Annotated in this window: 13 protein-coding genes and 1 pseudogene; 7 read left to right on the forward strand and 7 right to left on the reverse strand. The window is 63.9% G+C overall.

What is annotated here, in order from left to right; genetic code table 11:
• Positions 1-306: 306 nt before the first annotated feature.
• The 3 genes and pseudogenes from moxJ to ACXWUF_RS04940 all read right to left on the reverse strand — a co-directional run bounded on the left by moxJ (position 307) and on the right by ACXWUF_RS04940 (position 1,946).
• Complete coding sequence (gene moxJ / locus ACXWUF_RS04930) at positions 307-1,167, reverse strand: methanol oxidation system protein MoxJ (RefSeq protein ID WP_458493551.1); 861 nt, start codon at positions 1,165-1,167, stop codon at positions 307-309.
• A gap of 105 nt (positions 1,168-1,272) precedes the next feature.
• Positions 1,273-1,731 (reverse strand): annotated as a pseudogene (locus ACXWUF_RS04935) (PQQ-dependent dehydrogenase, methanol/ethanol family); the annotation flags it as partial.
• Positions 1,644-1,946, reverse strand: a complete 303-nt coding sequence (locus ACXWUF_RS04940; RefSeq protein ID WP_458493552.1) for a hypothetical protein — start codon at positions 1,944-1,946, stop codon at positions 1,644-1,646. The pseudogene ACXWUF_RS04935 and the gene ACXWUF_RS04940, both read right to left, overlap by 88 nt.
• 297 nt (positions 1,947-2,243) lie before the next feature.
• Between ACXWUF_RS04940 and ACXWUF_RS04945 the strand changes: the two genes are divergently transcribed.
• From ACXWUF_RS04945 to ACXWUF_RS04965, 5 genes are all read left to right on the forward strand, one after another.
• Positions 2,244-3,584, forward strand: coding sequence for an ATP-binding protein (locus tag ACXWUF_RS04945; protein ID WP_458493553.1), 1,341 nt, complete (start codon positions 2,244-2,246; stop codon positions 3,582-3,584).
• Positions 3,581-4,228, forward strand: coding sequence for a response regulator (locus ACXWUF_RS04950; RefSeq protein WP_458493554.1), 648 nt, complete (start codon positions 3,581-3,583; stop codon positions 4,226-4,228). Before ACXWUF_RS04945 ends, ACXWUF_RS04950 begins: the two co-directional genes overlap by 4 nt.
• Before the next feature lie 234 nt (positions 4,229-4,462).
• Positions 4,463-6,790: a TonB-dependent receptor gene (locus ACXWUF_RS04955; protein ID WP_458493555.1), complete on the forward strand. Its 2,328-nt coding sequence runs from the start codon at positions 4,463-4,465 to the stop codon at positions 6,788-6,790.
• A gap of 434 nt (positions 6,791-7,224) precedes the next feature.
• The gene (locus ACXWUF_RS04960) at positions 7,225-8,196 is read left to right on the forward strand and encodes a hypothetical protein (protein ID WP_458493556.1); all 972 of its coding nucleotides are present in this window, start codon (positions 7,225-7,227) and stop codon (positions 8,194-8,196) included.
• A gap of 292 nt (positions 8,197-8,488) precedes the next feature.
• Entirely contained in the window at positions 8,489-10,108 is a 1,620-nt protein-coding gene (locus tag ACXWUF_RS04965; RefSeq protein WP_458493557.1) for a sensor histidine kinase, read from the forward strand.
• A gap of 155 nt (positions 10,109-10,263) precedes the next feature.
• Here ACXWUF_RS04965 and ACXWUF_RS04970 read toward each other — a convergent pair whose 3' ends face one another.
• Positions 10,264-13,662: a hypothetical protein gene (locus ACXWUF_RS04970; protein ID WP_458493558.1), complete on the reverse strand. Its 3,399-nt coding sequence runs from the start codon at positions 13,660-13,662 to the stop codon at positions 10,264-10,266.
• A 362-nt stretch (positions 13,663-14,024) separates the two neighbouring features.
• On the opposite strand from ACXWUF_RS04970, the gene ACXWUF_RS04975 reads away from it, so the two are divergent.
• Both ACXWUF_RS04975 and ACXWUF_RS04980 read left to right on the forward strand, forming a co-directional pair.
• Positions 14,025-14,696 carry a hypothetical protein gene (locus tag ACXWUF_RS04975; protein ID WP_458493559.1) on the forward strand — a complete coding sequence of 224 codons (672 nt, stop codon included), beginning with the start codon at positions 14,025-14,027 and terminating at the stop codon, positions 14,694-14,696.
• Between the two features lie 3 nt (positions 14,697-14,699).
• Entirely contained in the window at positions 14,700-15,767 is a 1,068-nt protein-coding gene (locus tag ACXWUF_RS04980; RefSeq protein WP_458493560.1) for a DUF4231 domain-containing protein, read from the forward strand.
• A gap of 47 nt (positions 15,768-15,814) precedes the next feature.
• Here ACXWUF_RS04980 and ACXWUF_RS04985 read toward each other — a convergent pair whose 3' ends face one another.
• From ACXWUF_RS04985 to ACXWUF_RS04995, 3 genes are all read right to left on the reverse strand, one after another.
• Positions 15,815-16,201, reverse strand: coding sequence for a DUF4280 domain-containing protein (locus ACXWUF_RS04985; protein ID WP_458493561.1), 387 nt, complete (start codon positions 16,199-16,201; stop codon positions 15,815-15,817).
• A 208-nt stretch (positions 16,202-16,409) separates the two neighbouring features.
• Positions 16,410-20,243: a hypothetical protein gene (locus ACXWUF_RS04990; RefSeq protein ID WP_458493562.1), complete on the reverse strand. Its 3,834-nt coding sequence runs from the start codon at positions 20,241-20,243 to the stop codon at positions 16,410-16,412.
• A 7-nt stretch (positions 20,244-20,250) separates the two neighbouring features.
• Entirely contained in the window at positions 20,251-20,676 is a 426-nt protein-coding gene (locus ACXWUF_RS04995) for a GPW/gp25 family protein (protein WP_458493563.1), read from the reverse strand.
• Positions 20,677-20,731 lie beyond the last annotated feature (55 nt).

Genomic DNA, 20,731 nt, shown 5'->3' on the forward strand with positions numbered 1-20,731 from the left:
TTACGCCGGTCTGGAGTTCTAACTTTAGTTTGGGCATGGGCGTAAGCGTTTGAAAAAACGCCCAAACTAAAGTTCGGACTCCAGCGGTCGCAGCACTTGGTTCTCTTAACTTAATGGCCGTGACGCGCCGCGTGGGAACGGGCTATTCCGGCGGGCTGGCGGGCCGGGCTGGGTCCACGGACCCGGTTTCGGGGTGCCAAGGAAGGTGGTGTTTGCGGGGTGCTTGAAAAGCCTAAGTGGCTTCCTTGTCGCCCGCCCACCGGGTCCGTTTGTCCAGTCCGGCCTGCCAGCCCGCCGGAGGCATCGTTATTTCTTCTTCGCCTTGCCCTGGGCCTTGGCCTTGCCCTCGTCCAGCGGCAACAGCGGAATCCCTTCGGCCTTGAGCAACGCCTGAATATCCTTGGCCCGGCTCTTCAATGCGCGGTCGATGGCTTCCATCAAGGCTGTGTCGTCCTTCGCCACGCCCACCGAGGTGGAATAGTGGAACGGCACCTTCTCGCCATCGGCGCGGGTCTGGTTATCGGGGACGACGCGCATCTCCAGCTTGCCGCCGGACGCCTTGACGTAACGGGCCGCCTGCGGTCCCCACAGGACGGCGAGGTCGGCGTTGCCGGATTCCACTTCCTTGACCAGCTTTTCCGGGTCGTAGCGCACGTACTGGTTGCGCCGCGCCTTGAAGCCCACCAGCGATTGCAGGTAGTTGAACTGGTCGTAGTAGCGGCCCACCTTCTTCAACAGCGTTTCCGCCGGGGTGTCCGGCATGAAGGCGATTTGCTTGGCCTTCGTCACGAATTCGCTGTCGAAATCCTCCACCTTGACGCCCTTTTCCTTGCGGTAGATGAACACATAGCCGGAGCGGTAGTAGGGTGCCGAGGTCAACAGCCGGGGATCGTCCGAATCCGCGCCGATCACCACATCGCACAGCCCCCGCTCCAATTGGTCGCGGATGAAATAGCGGGGGTCTTGCCACCAGACGTTTTCCACCGTCATGCCCAGCTCCTCGGCCAGGATGTCCGCGATTTGGTTCTCGTAGCCCTTGCCGTCCTTGTCGGAGTACGGCAGTTCACTTTCCGCCGCGCAGACCTTGAGGGGTTCGGCGGCGTGGGCCGGGCCGGTTCCGAATAGGGGGAACAGCACGGCCAGTAGCGCAAGGCGCTTGAAACGCATAGATCAAAATTCCTATGTAGGGGGCATGTGGGAGCGGCCTTCAGGCCGCGACTGGTGACATCGCGAGCAGTCGTGGGCTAAAGCCCACTCCCACATCGTTGGCGGTTAATTGAGCGAGAACACGAACACCGAGCCGCCCATCTGGGTGTAATGGGCCAGTTCCTTGAACGCGCCCACCGCGCCCAGGCCCGCCGTCGGGTCTTTCAGGTCGAACACCAGACCGACGCCCGGCCAGCCGCCCACGCCGGAGTAAATCGCGACGTACTGCTTGCCGTTGTGCTGATAGGTGATCGGGTGGCCGATGACGCCGGAGGGCAATTGGAACTGCCATTTCAACTCGCCGGTGCGGGAGTCGCGGGCCTTGATGTAGCCATCCAGGGTGCCGTAGAACACCAAGTCGCCCGCCGTCGCCAGGGTGCCGCCCCACACCGCGAACTTTTCAGGCACTTCCCAGGCCATCTTGCCGGTGACGGAGTTCATGGCCTTGACCTGGCCCAGGGTGCCCTTCGGGCCGGGGTACATGTTGAGGGTCGCGCCGACGAAGAACTGACCCGCCCGATAAGGTCCAGGCGACCTTCAAATCCTTGACGTTGCGGCTGTTGATTTGGGTCAGTTTGCTGAAATGGGGCGCTGTAGTCCTTGGCCTGCATGACCCAGTTGCGGTCGTCCTGGGACAGCCGGTCCAAATCGGCGTTGGCCGCCGCCGTGCCGGGCAGGGCGGCGAGGCCGGTGGTGAACAGCAGGGCGCCGATGGCCGCCGCCAGCTTGCGCGTTTGCATGGGTTTTTCCTCCTATGCGGATTTCTTATTCAGGGCTGCCCGATGGCAGTGGGGCCGCTGTTTTGGCGACGGGGATTCTGCCTCACCGCCTTGCCCAAAAAGAACGGAAGGGAACCCAAAGATAATCGGGGAACCGCCCCTCAAAAACCGAGAGGCATTTCCCGGAATAACCCATTAAATCAGTGCCGAGGTTCAGGAAAATTTCCTTTTTTTCCGAAACGGCTTGAAAAGTATTGACCTGCCGGGAGCCTCCCAATACTTTGTCGGGATAATCCCTATTGAATCCACAATGAAGGTATGAGCCTCCGCTTCCGGCTGAACCTGATGATCGCGCTCACCATGCTGCTGATCGTCGGCATCGGGTCCGCCGTCGCCGTCCACAACGCCCGCCGCTCGGTGGAGGGCGAAATCGGCTCCACCGTCAATCTGGCCCTGCAACTCATCGAGGCCGGCCTCGCCGAGACCCGCAGCGCCGGCCGGCCCTTCTCCGAGTGGCTGATGCAATTGAGCCGCTTGGAACACACCCGGCACCTGCGCATCCGCGTGACCGGCGCGGCGCCCGAGCCGATCAACCTCACCGGCCCGGAAGGCGCCGCCGAAACCGCCGTGCCCGGCTGGTTCCACTGGGCCACCGCGCCGGACCCGGTGGGGCTGGAACAACGCCTGCCCGATGGCCGGGGCGGCACGCTGACCATCCTCATCGAGGCCGACGCCGACGACGAAATCGCCGAGGCCTGGCGGGAGACCGAAGGCTTCCTGCTGTTGCTGCTGGCCCTGGCCGGGGCCGTGTACGGCGTGGTCCATGTCACGGTGGGGCGGGCCTTCCGGTCGGTGGGGACCATCCTGCAAGGCTTGGAAGGCATCGAGAACGGCGATTACGGCAAGCGCCTGCCGGGCTTTTCCCTGCCGGAATTCGCCCGCATCGCCGAGGCGTTCAACCACATGGCCGCCGTCTTGGAGAAATCCCAGGCCGAGAATCACGCCCTGATCCAGCAATCCATCGTGATCCAGGAGGAGGAGCGGCGACACCTAGCCCGCGAACTCCACGACGAACTCGGCCAGTCCCTCACCGCCATCAAAGTCATGGCCGTCACCCTCCGCCAAGGCAGCGAGCAGAACCGGGAAGCCGTCGGGTATATCCTCGACATGTGCGACCGCTTGTTCAGCGTGTTCCGGGGCATGATGCGGCGGCTCCGGCCCAGCTTGCTGGATGATCTGGGGCTGGCCGCGTCCCTGGAGGACTTGGTGCAGGACTGGCGCAACAGCCATCCGGGCTTGGCCGTGGAATTCGCCTGCGAACCCGGCGTGGACGATCTGGCCAGGCACGCCCGCATCCACTTGTTCCGCATCGTCCAGGAGGCGCTGACCAATGTGGTCAAGCACGCCGAGGCCCGGCGGGTGTCGATCCAACTGGGGTTGGAAGGCGGCGGGGCCAACGCCGACATCGTGCTGCGGATTGGGGACGATGGCCGGGGCTTCAGCCCGGTGGCCTCCGCCCAGCCGCGCCGGGGCTTTGGCCTGGCCGGGATGCGCGAGCGGGTGGCGGGCCTTGGCGGGCGCTTCCGGCTCGACGCCCGGCCCGGCCAGGGCGTGGTCATTGAAATCCGTATTCCCAGCCAAAGAGAACCTGAATTATGAGTGCCAAAATCACCGTCATGCTGGTGGACGACCACGCCGTGGTCCGCGCCGGTTATCGTTTGCTGCTGTCCCAGACCGGGAAAATCGACGTCGTCTGCGAGGCGGCGCGGGGCGAGGAGGCCTGCCAGTTCTACCTGGATTACCAACCCGACATCACGGTCATCGACCTGAACATGCCCGGCATCGGCGGCTTGGGCGCCCTGCGGCGCATCCTCGGGCGCGACCCGTCCGCCAAGGTGTTGATGTTCAGCATCCACGACGAGCTGGTCTACGTGGCCCGCGCCCTGGAAGCCGGGGCCAAGGGCTACATCACCAAGAGTTGCGCCCCGGAGATGCTGGTGGACGCCGTGGCCCGGATCGCGGCGGGCGACACCTTCCTGGAGCCGGGGCTAGCCCAGAAGCTGGCCTTTCAAAGCGTCGCCCGCAACGATTCCCTGGTGTCCCTCAATTCCCTCTCGGCCCGGGAGTTCGACGTGTTCTGCCTGCTCGCCAAGGGCTTGAACACCCGCGAAGCCGCCGAGGAACTCCAGCTCAGCTACAAGACCGTGTCCAATTACGCCAGCCTCATCAAGGACAAGCTCAAGGCCAACTCCACGGCGGAACTGGTGCGGCTGGCCTATCAATTCGGGGTTATCAAGAGCTGACCTAATTCGCAAGCGCCGTAGGTCGGGCATGTACTCATGCCCGACGCCATCGCTCGGATTAAGCCTACGGGAATCGGAAAGTTAATCCCCGCCATATCCTTATTTTAAAAACCTCGGGAAGATTTCCCGGCCATAGTCGGGAAATCCTCCTATAGGGAGTATTCGGGGCTTCCCTTACCATTCCACCAAAACTCCCATTGAAAACAAATATTCAATAAGCCAATCGACTTATCCATGACTAAGAAAATCCAAACAAGAAACCCTGTCCGGGAGAATCCCGCCGCCGGAATCCCTCGCCTCTCCGCCCTGGCTCTGGGCATCCTCGCCACTTTTTCCGCGCAGGCGCAGGAACCCCGCTCCGCCAGCCCGGCGCGGGAGTTGGAACTGGACGAGGTGGAAGTGGTGGGCGTGACCCCGCTGCCGAGCCTCGGGATTTCGCTCAAGCAGGTGCCGGGCAACGTGCAATCGGTGGAGGACGAGCGGATGCTCAAGCAGGAATCCCTCAACCTGGCCCGCTTCATGAACCGGAATCTCCAGGGCGTCAACATCAACGATGCCCAGAGCAACCCCTTCCAGCCGGACGTGACCTATCGCGGGTTCAGCGCCTCGCCCTTGATCGGCACGCCCATCGGCATGTCGGTCTACCAGGACGGCGTCCGGGTCAACGAGCCGCTCGGCGACACCGTGAACTGGGATTTGATCCCCCAATCGGCCATCGCCAACCTGGACCTCCTGCCCGGCTCCAACCCGCTGTTCGGCCTCAACACCCTGGGCGGCGCCCTGTCGATCCGCACCAAGAGCGGGTTCAGCCATCCCGGCACGCGGGCGCAGTATTCCGGCGGCTCCTTCGGACGCAACAATTTCCAGTTCGAGCATGGCGGCTCCAAGGATCAGTTCGACTGGTTCCTCACCGGCAACGTGTTGGAGAACGACGGCTGGCGCGATCATTCCCATAGCAACATGCATCAGATGTTCCTCAAGGTGGGCTGGGAGAACGAGACCACCGATGTGGACTTGAGCTACACCTTCGCCAAGAACACGCTGACCGGCAACGGCGCCCTGCCGCAAGACATGCTGGCCGCCGACCGCGCCTCCGTCTACACCTGGCCCGACATCACCAAGCCGGACCTGAATTTCCTGAACCTCAAGGTCAGCCACGAGTTCTCCAAGGATTGGCTGCTGGCGGGCAACGCCTATTACCGCAGCAACACCATCGAGACCTTCAACGGCGACGTGGGCGAGGATTGCGAGCAGTTCGCCACTTTCGCCGAGTGCCGGGACGAGGAAGGAGAATTGGTGCCCTCCGCCGTCAACCGCCAATCCCGCAGCGTCCAGCAAGGCACCGGCGCACAGGCGCAGTTGAGCTATCTGGGCGACGTGTTCGATTTGAAGAACCGCTTCACCGTCGGCACCAGTTACGACTTCGGCCACACCGACTTCACCCAGTCGGAGCAGGAAGCCGCGTTCACCGCCGACCGGGGCACGGTGGCTTTGGAAGACGCCGAACTCGTCACCCATGCGCGGGGCACCAACCAATACTTAGGGCTGTTCGGCACCGACACCCTGTCCCTCACCGATTGGCTCCACGTCACCGCCTCGGGCCGCTGGAACCGGGCGGAAATCGACCTGGGCGGCTACGGCACCAACGAGGACACCGGCGACCGCACCTCCCTGGCCGGGCATCACATCTTCAACCGCTTCAACCCCTCCGCCGGGTTCACTGTGCAGCCCTTGGACGCCTTGGATGTGAAGGGCGGGCCGGTCCAGGATTTGACCTTCTACGGCAACTACAACGAGGGCTTCCGGGTGCCCACCCCGGTGGAGCTGACCTGCGCCGACCCCAACGCGCCCTGTTCCTTGCCCAACAGCTTCGTGGCCGACCCGCCCTTGAAGCCGGTGGTCTCGCACACCTTCGAGGTGGGCCTGCGCGGCAAGCTGCTGGACGCGGTGAAATGGAACGCGGCGTTTTTCCGCACCGAACTGGAAAACGACATCCTGTTCACTAATGTCGCGGGCGGCCTCTCGCGGGGCTTCTTCCAGAACGTCGGCAAGACCCTCCGGCAGGGCGTGGAATTCGGGCTACAGGGCAGCTACGAGAAATTCAACTGGTACATGAACTACAGCTTCATCGACGCCAGCTACCAGAGCTTCGCCACCTTGCAGAACGCCCTCGGGCCGGTCGGGGTCTCGCCCGGCGACCACATCCCCAGCATCCCGCAGAACCTCGTCAAGTTCGGGGCCGAGTATGAAATCCTCACCGGCTGGTTTTTCGGCGGCGATCTCCAATACGCCTCCAGCCAATACCTGCGCGGCGACGACAACAACCAACTGCCGCAGGTGCCCGGCTACACCGTGGTCAACTTCCACACCCGCTACCGGGCGCATGAGAACGTGGAGCTGTTCGCCATGGCCAACAACGTCTTCGACGCCAAGTACGAGAACTTCGGGGTGGTCAACCGCAACTTCTTCTCGGGCGCGGCGGAGGGCGGCACGCCCTCGCGCTTCCTGGGGCCGGGCGCGCCCATCGGCGGCTGGGCGGGCATCAGGGTGATGTTCGATTAAAGATCGGGCCTCGACGCCCCAATCACCCCCGCCCACGTCATCCGGCGGGGGTGTTTGTCACCGCAATTGAAGTGGACGCCGCCACCGGCAAAATCATTGAGGACAACGAGAAAGAGATTTACCAGATCGGCAAGGAATGATGTCCCCTCTGAGTTGAGTCGCGCCTAGCCCGTCACCGCCATTAGGGCGTTTTCAACATGAGTGTGCGGCGGCGAGAAAGGCCGAATCGGTTTCGCAAACCGAGTCGGCCTACGTGAACACCGTGAACCAAATATGAAAAATTCTCTATTAATTTAGGCGGTGGCCTAGCCCGTAGGATGCGGCTCCTTCGTCACCGCCTCCACGGGGCTTTCAAAAGCGGCGCGGCTTAATGCCTTAAAATACCCCCTCCGAACGCCCCGTCCCGCCGTCCCCATCCCCGAAATTCAAGGTCCATGCTGCGTTTCCTAAGGTCCATCTTCGAATCCCACCCCAACCCCGATGACGCCTTGCTGGAAGAAGTTCTGAAGAACGCCATCGAACGGGCCGTCGATAAAACGGATCATCGGCTGCGGGCACTCGGCAACTACGGCAAGCGCTTGCGCGGACCCGTCGAACACGCCCTGCGCCACGTCAACGGCTTGATCGGCCAATTGCCGCCGCCGGTTGAAATCAGCCCCGACCGCTACGGCCACGACCCCCGCTTGCGGGCCATCTTCGCCTCGGCGGCACACATGACCGATGTGCTAGGCCGCTTCCAAACCGTGCGGGAATATCTGGAGCAGCGGCCCGGCCTGCCCCCGGACAATATTTACGGGCTGTTAAGCACCGCCAAAAAAGAAAAGCGGACGCTGGGCATGGAACTGGACGGCGATTTGCTGAAGCGGGACGTGCTGCAAACCGCCATCTCGTTCGAGGACCACCACTTTCTCGCGTCCAGCGACAGCGAGGAATCCGCCCGAACCGAACTGGCCGGGCTGGGCTTCGATTTCCTGTTGCAAAACGCCGTGGAGAAAATCGCGGCGCAACGGCTCCGGCGCGGCGAATTGGCCCGGACCCGCCAGATTCTGCGGCGCAAGCTCCTGTCCTCGAAACCCGGCACCCTGGACGTGGCCACCCTGGAAGCGGACATCGCCCTCATTGACGAGGAGTTGGGCCACTTCGGCGGCATCGAGCTTAGCCTGACCGAAAGCCTGCAACACGTCGAAGCCGTCCTGAACGACGCCGATCAATGGCTCGCGCTGGCGCCGTTCCGGGCGAGCCTGGATTACCGCAACGTCAAGAACGCATCGTCCGAGACCCTCGAAATGAGCGAGGTCACGTCGCTAAGCGGAATCCAGCGGATTGTTTTGTTTGGCTATATTCCTCGCAGCCAGTTGCCGGCGCGGAAGGACATGTTGAAGCTAGGGCGGGCCTATCTAGGCTGAGCGGCGGCCAGCGGCTTCCAGTCAACAATCTGGTTCTTCTCGTTATGTCGAGGCAGGAATCCTTCACGGGAAACGCGCCATTGGAGGGTGCCGTGCGGTCCCTTTCCTGGGGCGTTGACGGAGAGCGGTGACGCACGGGGTGACAGGGCCGTTAGGAAGCGTTTTCAGGCGGCGGCGAAGACCCCGGAAGATGGCGGACGCCCCAGAAATAACCCTTTGATTACGGTGGACTTGCCTTGTGAGTTGAGGTAGAACCCCTGGCACCTACGTAATTTTTCCTATCCCAACGGCCATGTCCACCGCCGACCCACGCCCGGATAAGAACGGTCACGAACCGGAAGTGTGCGCCGCCCAGGTCCGGTTGCTGTATGAACAAGCCCCCTCGGCCCTCATCGCCACCCTCGCCAACGCGGCCATTCTGGTTTTCATACTCTGGAAACTGGTCCCGCCCCCCTTGCTCCTGGGCTGGCTGCTGGCCTGCGCGCTGGTCGCGCTCGGCCGCTTCGGGCTGCGCCGGGCCTACCTGCGCCGCCACCCGCCCCCGGAGGAATCGCGCCAGTGGAAGCGGCGCTTCCTGAGCGGGGTGTTGGCGAACGGCCTGCTGTGGGGGGTGGCCGGGTTCTTTTTCTTCGTGGAACAGAGCCATCTCCATCAACTCTTCCTGGCCTTCGTCCTGGCCGGCATGGCCTCGGGGTCCATCGCCACCCTGTCTCCCGTGCGCAACGCCTACCCCATGTTCCTGGGACCGGCCCTGTTGCCGTTCGTGGTGCGGTTGGCGGGGGCGGGCGATGACGTGCAGATGGGCATGAGCGGCATGATGCTGCTTTACATCGTGATGATGGGGATGATTTCCCGGCGCCAACACTTGGCCGTGACCGAGTCCTTGCGGCTGCGCTTCGCCAACCTCGACTTGCTCGACGACCTGCGGCGGGCCAAGGACCATCAGGCGCTTGTCAATCGGGAACTGGCGGCGGAGATCACCGAGAAGCATCTGGCGCAATTCTCACTGGAGCAGGCCAATTGCGCCCTGGAGCAACGGGTCTGGGCGCGCACCGAGGCGCTGGTCCAGTCGGAGCAGGCCCTGCGCGAAGCCGACCGGCGCAAGGACGAATTCCTCGCCCTGTTGGGCCACGAATTGCGCAACCCCCTGGCGCCCATCCGCAATGCCGTGCAGATCATGAAGCGGACCAACCTGGACGCGGCGCGGATCGCCTGGTGCCGCGATGTGATCGACCGGCAGGCCGAACACCTGGCCCGGCTGGTGGACGATCTGCTGGACGTGTCCCGCATCAGCCGGGGCAAGATCGAACTCCGGCGGGAACCCCTGGCCCTCGCGGACATCGTGCAGCGGGCGGTGGAAACCAGCCGCCCCCTGATCGACGCCCGCGGCCATGAACTGACCGTGCGCCTGCCGCCGGAGCCGGTGCGGGTGGAAGGCGACCGGGTCCGGCTGGCCCAGGTGGTGTCGAACCTGCTCAACAACGCCGCCAAGTACACCGACAAGGGCGGGCGGATCATGCTGGTGGTGGAGCCAAGCCACGAGGATGTTCTGATCCGGGTGCGGGACAATGGCCGGGGCATCGACCCGGCGGCGCTGTCCTGCCTGTTCGAGTTGTTCTACCAAGTGGACCGCACCCTCGACCGCGCCGAGGGCGGGCTGGGCATCGGCCTTTCGCTGGTCCGCAGCCTGGTGGCGATGCACGGCGGCGCCATCTGGGCGGTGAGCGAGGGGCGGGGCCGGGGCAGCGAATTCCTGGTCCGCCTCCCGCGCCTGCCGGATTCGTCTCCGGGCCAGTCATGGCTGACGGGCAGCGGCGGGCCGGGTCAAAGCCATGACGCGCCTTCCGAGAGCCACCGGAACCCGTCCGGGGGCGGGGCCGAAACCCGGCGCGTGTTCAAGGTATTCGCCTGAATGGTCCGCGCCAGGCGTCCGCAACTTCCGGGACGTTATACTGCGTTCATCCACAAACTGAACATCTTGCCCCCTCTCCCCCTGGGAGAGGGTTGGGGTGAGGGGGATTAAAAAGTTCAGTTTGTGGCTATTTCGAGTATATTTCCGAGCAAATCCTAACGCGACGGAACCGCCCGGAACGGGGGCTTCCTACGCGCCACCTTCTTCTTAATGTCCCTGACCTTGTCTGGAATCCCGGCCTCCCGTTCCGTTGCCGGCGCTTCCAGCCATTCGATGAACGCCCTGAGCGCCTCGGCGGCATCGTCCGTCTCGGATGGATTGCCGCCCGGCTCGGTCTTCAGTCTTTCCCATTCCCCGTAGACCGTCTCGAAGTCTTCCAGCAACGCCCGGTTCAGCCACAAGCAGCGGCAGGCCAGATGCGCCGGGCAATTCTCCCGCACGGTGTTTTCGGCGAACTGCTGGAACCCAGGCTCCCGGAACCGGGTCGGCCAGCTCGGCAGCATGACGCTGAGGCGGAACGAATAGAAATCGTCCTTCCGCTGGTGGGGCTTGAGCGACTTCCGGCGCAGTTCCGAAGACTCCGCGAGACGGGCGATGTGCGCCGACACGGCCAGCTTCTCCTGTTCCGCCGCGTCCTCGTCCGCGCAAGCCCGGCCCCGGGCGATGACCTCGCCCCGGCCCCGGTCGGCGGTCAGGGCCAGCCTGTACCCCGGCCCCTCGGGATCGGGCAGAATCCGGTAGTTACCCGGAGAGACGCCCTCCTTGAGCACCGCCTCCAGCCGCCGGTTCGCCGACACTTGGTCGCGGTCCCGGCTCTCCAGGCACAAGCTCTTGCCATTGAAGATGTCGTGGCCCCAGAAACCGACCTTCGCGGGCGTGTGCGGACGCAGCAGGATGTGTTCGACCACGTACAGGCATTCGCCGACGAACGGGTCCGCGCCGCCGTCCTCGTCCTCGCGGCAATCCTCCGAGGCCGGGGCGCCGTCCGTCGCCACCGGCCTGACGGTGGGGGCGTAGCCCCCGTTCGCGTCGATATGGCCCTGCAAGCCGAGCAGAAAATAAAGCCGCTGCTCCAAACCCGACCGCCTTTCCCAGCCGGGCTGTCCGGGCCGCTGTGATTGCCCGGCGGCGGGGCCGTCGTCCGCCGCTTCGTCCCCTGCCCGCCAATAATCGAGTCCCCTGCCCCGGCCACCGCTCAAGGCGGGATACCGCCCCAGGAAATCGGTCTTCCAGCGGATGGATTCCCGGTAGAAATCGGCCTTCTTGTGATAGGGCCTCGGGTCCAGGCGGGACAGGGACAGATCGTCGAATTCCTCGTTGAAGCGGGCCAGGAGATGGTCGAGGAAACGCTCGCGGCGGCGCAGGAACAGGGCATCGGGGTCCCTGATGAGGCGTTCCAGGTTGCGCGCGTAATCATCGACGACCTGCCGGGCGGCGTTCTGCGGATGGTCGGGCAGGCGTTGGATAAACGTGTCCGGCACCGGGGCGTTGGCCCTGAGCCGTTTCAGCCGGTCCACCAGCTCCCGGATTTCCTCGTGGGCCTGGGTTTCGGCGCCCAGCCGTTTCTCGCCACGGGCGATGATTTCCGCCGTGGCGAAATCCCGCAGCACCACGCTCAGTTCGCCGCTGCTGTGCTGGACCACGGCGTAATTGGATTCCCGTAGGCCGTTCTTGAGAATCTGCCGCACCCGCGCTTCGCGGGCCGCTTCGTCGGGCAAATCCGAGCAACTCAGCAGCACCCGCGCCCTGTCGTCCACCACCCGCACGCCGATGGACTGCTTCGGGTGAACCTTGGCCACGTACCGTCGGCGCAAGCCCGCGTCCCGCTCCAGCCGACTCATGAACCCGGTCAAATACCGGACCTCCCCCCGCACCCGTTCGACCGAAACGAAGTGGGCGGCGCCGATGGCGAGGACGTGCTTGCCGGGGTCTAGAAGCACTAGCCGGATGTCGCCGTCGGACGCTGAGTCCCATTGATAATTGTCCGGGTCTTTGCCGGCGGCGATGATGGCGTCGCCGAGCCGCAGGAATTCCTGCTCGTTGCTCGCCATCTTGCGGCTGCGCAGGAGGATTTCCATGGAATGCCCGCCCTCGCCGACGGAAGGCCGCTCGTCGATGATGCAAATCGAAAAGCGGCCCGGTCCGGGCGTTATGTTGCGGCTCCGCCGCAGCACCTCGATGGCGTCGGGCGGGTCCGAACCTCGCGGCGGAACATGGGCCAGGGGCAGGGAGAAATAGGTCCGGTCGAGCGTGGGGTCCAGGGAGAACAGGTCGGCGGCATGGGCCAACTGGGCCAGGTAATTCGCCAGCAGCTGCTCGAAAAACAAAAGGTACGCCTTGAGTTGGCGGGCCTCCGCCAACCGCCGCCGGCGCTGCGAGGCCGCGTCCCCGGCCTCGCCGCCGGGCAGCTCGGCACGGCGGCTCTCCGGTATGCCGTACCGGCCAATGCCGTAAACCATGGGGAACTGATGCTGGATCGAATAATAGTGGCCGATGTTCTGGGGGGTGCCCTCGGTCGGCTTTAGGTAGGCGCTGTGTTCCAACTTGAGGAAGTCGTAGGCCGTCGCGTCCTTGCGCTCGTCGAAATAGGCCTTGAGCTTTTTCCAGAGCCGCCGGGCGTCGATTTCGACCGGCTGGCCGCCTTCCGGCCTCACTTCGATCCGATAAGCCTCGCCCGGCGGCAACGGGCGGGAAATCGAAGGATGCAAGTGGGGCACCGTGTCCGGCGGCAACCTCACGATGCCGTTCCGGGCCTCGTCGATGTCAAGGTCTTTCACGTACTTGACCCCGGGCACGGCCAGGATGGTGTTTCTCACCTGCCCCACGGCAATCTCCCGTGGCAGGTCCTTCAAATCGCCGTCCCTGGCGATGCCGTAATCGAGCCGTGGCCCGACGAAAACCTCGTCCGGCGGAATGTTCGCGCCGAGGCTCACATCGACCGGCGTCAGTTTCGGATCGGGCGCGAAGCTCTCTTGAAGGCTAATCATGATCTTCGCCAGCACGTCGATTGGATTGGCGTCGTCGCCGATCACGACCGCCACCCTGACGGTGATTCCGAAGGATTTCAGGAGGCGGATGCTTTCCACATCCTCCGCCAGATTGCGGTGAGCGCTCATCAGGCCTTGGATGTCGCGCCGCACCTGTTCCTCCAGATTGCGCCGATCCAATCCCAGGTCCGGGGCCTCGACAAAAATGTTATACAGGCCGTGGATGCCCAGCGGATGGGACTCCACGGGTTTCAGCCACACGTTGTCGACGTTATCAACCTGGTCGTAAATCAGGTTCCGGTAGTCGTCGATGGTCAGGGGATTGCAGGTGAGTATCTGGTCGCCGGGATACAGCACATCCTGGCCGGGCCGGTGGCGGAGGGCGCCGGTTTCCGCGAGCATGTCCTCGACCCGATAGCCGGTGCGGTAAGCGAGATCGGTCAAGGCGTAACACAACTGCTCTAGGATGGTGACGCCGGGGTCGTGTTCGTTGTAATCGGTCCAGTGATCTCCCGCGAGTTGCTGGCATAGCCGGATGCCTTCCTTCAGAAGATGGTGATAATCCATGCCTGCCGATGGGGGAGCCTGCCTAGATATGTGCTGTGCCGATACCATAATGACCCAATGTGGTTGGTGGGACTGACTCTGGAAGGCTATGGGGAAGCCTGGGAAGCGAACATGACCAAATGTACTACATCAAGGTTTATTCGCCGCTCTTTACATCCCGCCCCATCCGCTTGAACGGCGGAATCGGTTGTGTAACCATCCACCGAGCCTCTTCACCCCGCAGATTCCGTGCGGTTTCTAAGCTTCGCTGGGCTGTCCGGTTCGTTCCCTGAGCGGAGTCGAAGGGAGCGGGACCGGGCAGCCCGCCAATTCCGGGAAATTGTTTTCGGCCACATCCTTAGCAACGTCTGAAGACTGGTGCAATGAGCAAGAGCAAGGCGGATTTAAAAGAGTTTTTCAAAAACGGCCAGCGCCCGAACGAAACCCATTTCGCGGAAGTCATCGACTCCTTCGCGCTCGATGAGGGTTTGAAATGCCATGTCGAGGCGTACGAAAAAGAAATCCGGGGGCTGAAAAATCGGATCGAGGCTCTGGAACGCCAGTTGGACGACTGCCGAAATCAGATTGATAAACTCCGGGAATCCGCCGTGCCTTACGAGGAGTTCCAGCGCCTCCTCGATGAGTTCAAGCGCCACATCGAAGAAACCAAGCCCTTCGTCGTCGATCCCAAACCTGGCCCCGTGGTCCCGAACGCCCGGCCCGGCACCGAACCGGCTCAAGCGCAAACCCCGGTTCAATCTCCGGTCCCGTGTCCGATCCAGGCGCAACCCCCGGTTCAGCCCGCGGCCCAGACCCAAACCCCGGCTCACATTCCGGTTGAGCCGCTGGTCCAAGCACAACCGCCGGTTCAGTCCGCGGCCCAGACGCAATCCCCGGTTCAAGTTCCGGTTGAGCCGTTGATCCAAGCACAGCCGCCGGTTCAGCCTTCACCTACGCCGCCGATCCAACCGCCGCCGCAGGCTCCCGCACCCGCTCAGGCCGCAAAGGGCGAATTGGTCCCGAATGCGGATGGCTCGTTCGCCTACCGGAGGTAAGCCATGCCCCGAGTGGACATAGAAGGCATAGGGACCATCGTTTTCCCGGACGATATGACCCCGGAGGAAATCCGGGCCGTGATCGAACGGGATATTCTGCCGCCGGAACCGCCGCCTCCGCCCGTGGAAGAAGCCCCCGCGCTCTCCGCCGAACCGCCCGGAGTCCCCCAGATACCAGGGGAATCAGCCGAAACGCTAGCCCCGGAACCAGCGCAGGCCATGGACCAAGGCGAACCTTTGGGCGTGCCGTCCGCCCCGGTTGAGGAACCCGTCCCCGCCGAACCGCCCCAAGCCGAAGCCGTCGAAACACCGCTCCCGGAACCGGCGCAGGCCATGGATCGAGGCGAAGCTCTGAGCGTGCCATCCGCTCCGGTTGAGGAATCCGCCCCCGCCGAACCGTCCCAAGCCGAAGCCGACGAAATGCCGGGCACTGTTCCCGGCGGGGAGTCCGCATCGCTGGCCGAACCCGTGGTCGCCGATGCGCCGCTGACCAGGGATGGCGAGTTCGGGCGCTATATCAGCGCCTACGTGTCCCTGAGGCCGGTGATTGGTGCGGGACATTACGATGCCGAAGATTCGGGCTGGAACATCACGGTCCAAGCCTACTTGGAACAAAGGCTCCAGGACCAAATTGATTGGTATGACCGCAAGGGCCAGATCATGCAAACGTGGTTCAAGCGCTTGCGTTCCCTGGAAATCATCGCCGCTTCGAGCATTCCGTTGCTGTCGGGATTCGCCGAGGGTTCCCACTATGTCGCGCTGGCGATGGGGGGCGTGGGCTTCTTGATCGCCGTGATTGCCGGGATGCTCAGCCTCAACCAATACCAGGAGCGCTGGATCGAATACCGCTCGACCGCAGAAGCGCTCAAGCAGGAGAAGTTTCTGTTTCTCGCCAGGGCCGAACCTTACGAGGGCGAACGGCCCTTCGCGCTGCTGGTGAAGCGGGTGGAAAGCCGCATCACCAAGGAAAACGGCTCCTGGACTCGGAATGCCGCCGTAACGGTGAGCCGAACACTGCCGAATCCGCCGCCCGGCATAACGCTCGGATCACCGGATGGCCACTCGCCGTAATTGCCGCCGACTCAACCGCGTTCGACGCCCATGCGCGCCGTCGCGCCCTATGGCACTTGCACCGTCGCCTGTCCCGCGAAATTCAGGCTGATTACGCCCCCCCACAGGCACATCAGCTTGGAGGCGTCATCCAGGGCTGGCATGGCCCCGATCAACACGGTCGCCGCGCCGGGAACCCAGGGCGCGGGCGTATTGGGAATGCAGGGCATGGGCGTGAGCGCTCCCATGGCCGCCGCCGTCGCCGCCGCGACGGTGGGATTGGCGGGGCTGCTGCACATGCCGAACGGCGGAATATTCACCAGGGGCGCCGAATCCATGATGGTGGCCGCAGGCGAGCCGGTCATGACCCGGTTCACGGGCAAGACCATCAACGCGCCCGGCGCCGCGCCGAAACTGCATTGCATCATGGCCCCCATGCAGACTTGCATTGCCATGGACTTGATTCCTCGCTGATTCAAAAAGAAGGTAAACCGCACCCGCCCGGTGAAAACGCGCCAAGGATATGACCGCGAATAACGTCCCCGAATCACCGTGGGAGCGGTCTTTAGGCCGCGACAATACCGCGCCGGGTCGTGGCCTGAAGGCCACTCCCACAACCGCCGGCTTCTCGGCCTCGGGAAATTTTTTTCGCCCACATCCTAACTAACCGCCCACGATCAAATCGTCCCCCACCCGCAAATCGCCGATGCCCACCGGGCTGATCTTCGCCGCCGCCTCGGCGTCCCAATCGCCGTCCACCACCACGAAATCATGGCTATCGGCGGGCACTAGCACCGACCAGGGCGCCGACGCCAGAATGGGTTGATCCGCCGCGTCCCGGTCCAAGCCTTTCCGCCCCGCTTCCGGGGGCCAATAATCCCCGCAATACAGGTCTCCCAGACGGTAGGTCTGGAGGAGGGTCAGGCTTGTCAATTGCTCCACATAGGGCAGGTTTTCGATGAACCGCTGCACCCGGTAGCCTTGGCCGATGCCTTGGCCGATCTCCAGCGGAATTCCGGCGGCGTGACGCCAGGGCGCCAGAAACCCCTCGACCTCCGCCGTGAGCCGCCGCACGCCCGGCCCGATTTCCGTGCCCTGGGCGAATCTGACCCCGGCGAACAGCTTGACCCGCTCATACACCGGGTTGCGGACGCGAATGCCCCGGACGAATGGCGAAACATAGCGGGCCAGATAATCCCGTATCTGGGAGAGGACGTGCTGCGGCAGGCCGGGTTCATGGCAGGCGTCGCCCTGCTTCCTGACCGGGACCGCCACCAGCACGATTTTGCCCGGCGGGACCGGATCGGTTCGATAGCCCTGGCTGTTGTTCCAGGCGATGCATTTGACCTGCCCCACCTCGGGGAAAGCGTCCAACACGATGCGCTCGTAATCGCCGGGCTGGATTGCCCGCCGCTTGTGCCGCAACCGCTCGCTGACCCGAACCCGGAATTGCTCCGTGGATTCCTTGGTGCGCCCGCCGGTGGTGGGAAACGGCTGGAACACGCCCACAATGGCGGGCATTTTCTTGGCGAATTCCTTGATCGTGCCCGGTGGCAGCAGGCCGCCCGAAATGTCGGCGGGATCGTCGGCATGGCGCGTGGCCGTGACCGCCTGGGTGTAGATGCTCACGGCGCGGGGGCGGCTTTCCGCCTCCTCCGCGACGCTCGCCTGAATCCAGAACAGGCCCGCCGGCATCACGACATTACCGTTATTGATCTCCCGTGGGATTCGGAGCTTGACGATACCGGAACGCATTAACCCGGCGGTCGTGTCCTTGACCAGGGCGGGCCTGGCGAATTCTCGCCAGCGGTTGTCGGCGAGATAGTGCCAGCGGACGACCCTATCCCGGGGGTCCGCGTCTTCCGGCGACTCGTCGAACTGGTTGGGGTCGAAGCTGTCCCGGAGGTGAAACAGCAGCGTGACCGTTTGGGGCGGATCGAGATCGGCCAGCCCAATGCAAAGATAACCCTCCCCGTCGTAGGACGTGAACAGGGTCTCCACGTTCTGGTTGCCATCCGAGTAGCCGAAGGGAGAAACGCGGAACACCCGGAGCCGCTGCGAGTTGGCTGTTCCGGGAGTCGGCTTCTGCGCCAACGCCAGGCGCTCGGCGGCGACATAATCGACCGATACGGCCTGGGTCCAGGGCACGAATGGCGGGTTGGGCGGCTCCAGGAGTGGCACGCCGGGCGCGTCCGGTTGGGCGTCTCCGGCGTCGGGCGGCGGTTTGGGCGCGTTGATGGCGCGGATCGCCGCCGCCAGGTTGGCGCGGGCGATTTCCGCCACCGCCTGGGGATAAATCTCGTGGCCGAAGCCATAGAGCGGCTCGGCGAATTCCAAGCGCAATGCGTAGGGTGGCGGCAGGTCGCCGGATTGGCCCCGCTCGGCGTTGGTGGGGACCGGCAGCGCCTGGGGGAAATCGAAGCTCAGGATTCTTCTCGGCGACAGCGTTTGATTGGCTTCCCCGGCCTGCTCGAAGAGGCGGAACGGGGTTTGGCCGGGCGCTTCAAAAACCTCCCGGTGAACCTCCTGCCACCGCCCCTCGGATTTCGCCAGCAAGCGGGCCTTGAAGCTGGCATTGTCGATATTCCGGCAATACGCCCGGTAGTAGGCGCCGAAATCGCCCGGCAGATTGAGCCAGTCGATGTTCAAAGTGACTTGCGCCAGCGGCTTTTGGCTCAATTCCCAGTGGCCGATTTCCAGGGCGGTGCCCGGCAGGGGGCGCGGGCCGAACGGCTGGAACGGCTGGTCCCCTTTGATGGGACCGACGCCGCTTTGCAGCCGGAGCGCCGCGAGTCCCTTGACCTCAACCCGCACCGCCACCTCCGCGATGACTAGGCTCTTGAAAAAGCTGTGGGCGTAAACGCGGGCGGCGGGATTCAGCAGAAAGCGCAGGCCGGGCCGGGCCGGATTGGTCTCGAAGTCGTGGCTGGCGCGGCGGCATTCGACGACGGCGGGGTCCACGGCCTTCAAGGCGAATTCGAGGTCCATGGCATCACTCCCCGGTGAGGGGCGGCGGCGCAATTCAAACCGTTCGACGGCGACCCAGCCGGTTGCGCCGCTGAATTGCAATAGAAAGGCGTCGTTCAGCAACGCCTGATCTCCCGCCGGGTCATCGCCGGGGGAGGCCTTCCGATTCAGATACCCGGCCGCCTCCGCCGCTTGCCGGTACGCCTGGATGGCTGCAGCCAGCTTGTCGGCATCGGCGAACCTGAACGTGAGGGTGATTTTCCGCCCGCCCTCCTGCAACAGCAGGACGGGGGAAACGATCATCAGCCCGAGCCGGGCGTGGAGCGCTTCGGCGCTTTCCTGGCTGCGCTTGGCGACATCGCGGCCAAAGGTGGGCCAGCCCGAGTCCGGGTACTTGAGGGGCTTGCCCAAGCCGTCTTCCGATGCGGCGGAGGGACAGGCCAGGATATGCGTGACCCGCCGCGAACCGCCCCCGGAGGAAGCCGCGACGTACAGGGTTTTCAAGGCCGCCACCCGGGTTCTATTGAGCCAGGTGTCCTCGTCCACCGCGTACAGGATGTCCTTGCCGTCCGCCGTCTTGCCCCCCCGCAGGAGGGTTCCGGCTTTCAGCTCGAAGTCGCCGACCTGCTTGGCCAGTTGGAAATACAGATGGGCCGTGTCCGGTTGGCTGTCGCGCTCCCGGAGCTTCAGCACGGTGCGGTAGTAATAATCGAGATGGCGCCCGGTGAAGCGGTTCAGGTCCGCGCGGACCTGATCGAACAGCCTGAGGAAGGCGATGTACAGGGCCGTGTGCGGCGGATGGTCCGGTCGCTCCAGGGAATCCCGCAACATGGACCGGGCCATTTCCACCAGCGGACGGCTGGCCTTGTTGGTGGCATTGAGGGCGCTGACCAGGCGCTCCACGGGCGAGGCCGGCGGCTCCCGTTCGTCCGCCGTGCGTTCCGCCCAGAGCGGGCCGAATTCGTAGTTATCCTCGGCGGCCCAGTCATCGAGCCAGTTATGCCATGGCTGCCGGCTGTATGAGGACTGGTAATGCCGCCGCAGGTCTTCCTTGATGACCGATTCCAGCGTCACCTGGATCGTCGCGCCGTCGTTCACCCATTCGGCGATTTTGACCGTGCGCCGGTGCCAGCCGTCGATGCGCTGCGTGGCCCGGTAGAACGCCTTCAGCGCTTCTTTTTGCAAGGCTTTCGAGTCCAGCGGGAGGTCGCCGTCCGCCTCCCCGGTCAACTGGCGCTCCAGGTCCAGCACCTGCGAGCTTTCCAGCTCCAGATCGACCGTGCAGATTTCCGCCAGCAGGAAACTCATGTCGAAGGCAAAGAAGTTCGACCAGTCGCGATCCGCAGAATGGCCGTCCGGCTCATGATAGGCCAAAAGCTTTGCAAACCCGGTGGCGAATACCATGAGATCGGGCAGGGAACGCCCGTCCACCGGCGCGTAACCCGGATCGAGGGCGGAGCCGGAACGCCGCTGCTGCGTCGAGCCGGTCCCGGAACTCACCCCTTGCGGGCGTTCGTTGTCACGGTGCATGGCCGAATCAATCGAGCCGACGCACGTTCGTGCCTTCGAGGAGGTAGAACGGATAAACCATATTGCTACGGGTATTGGTTTGGATGACGGTGTAATCGAGTTCGATGAACAACAGCCCGTCGGCATGGGCGTGTTGACTGACGTTAATGGCGTCCACCCGGATGCGTGGCTCGAAATAAAGAATGGCGTCCGCCAGCAGGGTTTCGAGCTGGGTCACCAGGGTATCGTTGACGCCCTCGAACACCAGCGCGTGCAGCGGGCAGCCATAGCGGGGCAGCATGATCCGCTCGCCCGGCAGCGTGGAAAAAAGAATGCCTAGACTCTGGCGAATGTCCGCATCGGCTTCGACCATCCGCACCCCGGATGAAGCCGCGTCGAACGTCGGCGGAAACCCCCAGCCCCGCCCCAAAAAGCTGTTTTTACGGTCGCGCACTGCCTTACCCTATTTTTTCTGTTATTCAATCCAGTGGTTGTCGGGCATGTATTCC

The organism is Methylomagnum sp., from assembly GCF_054333355.1.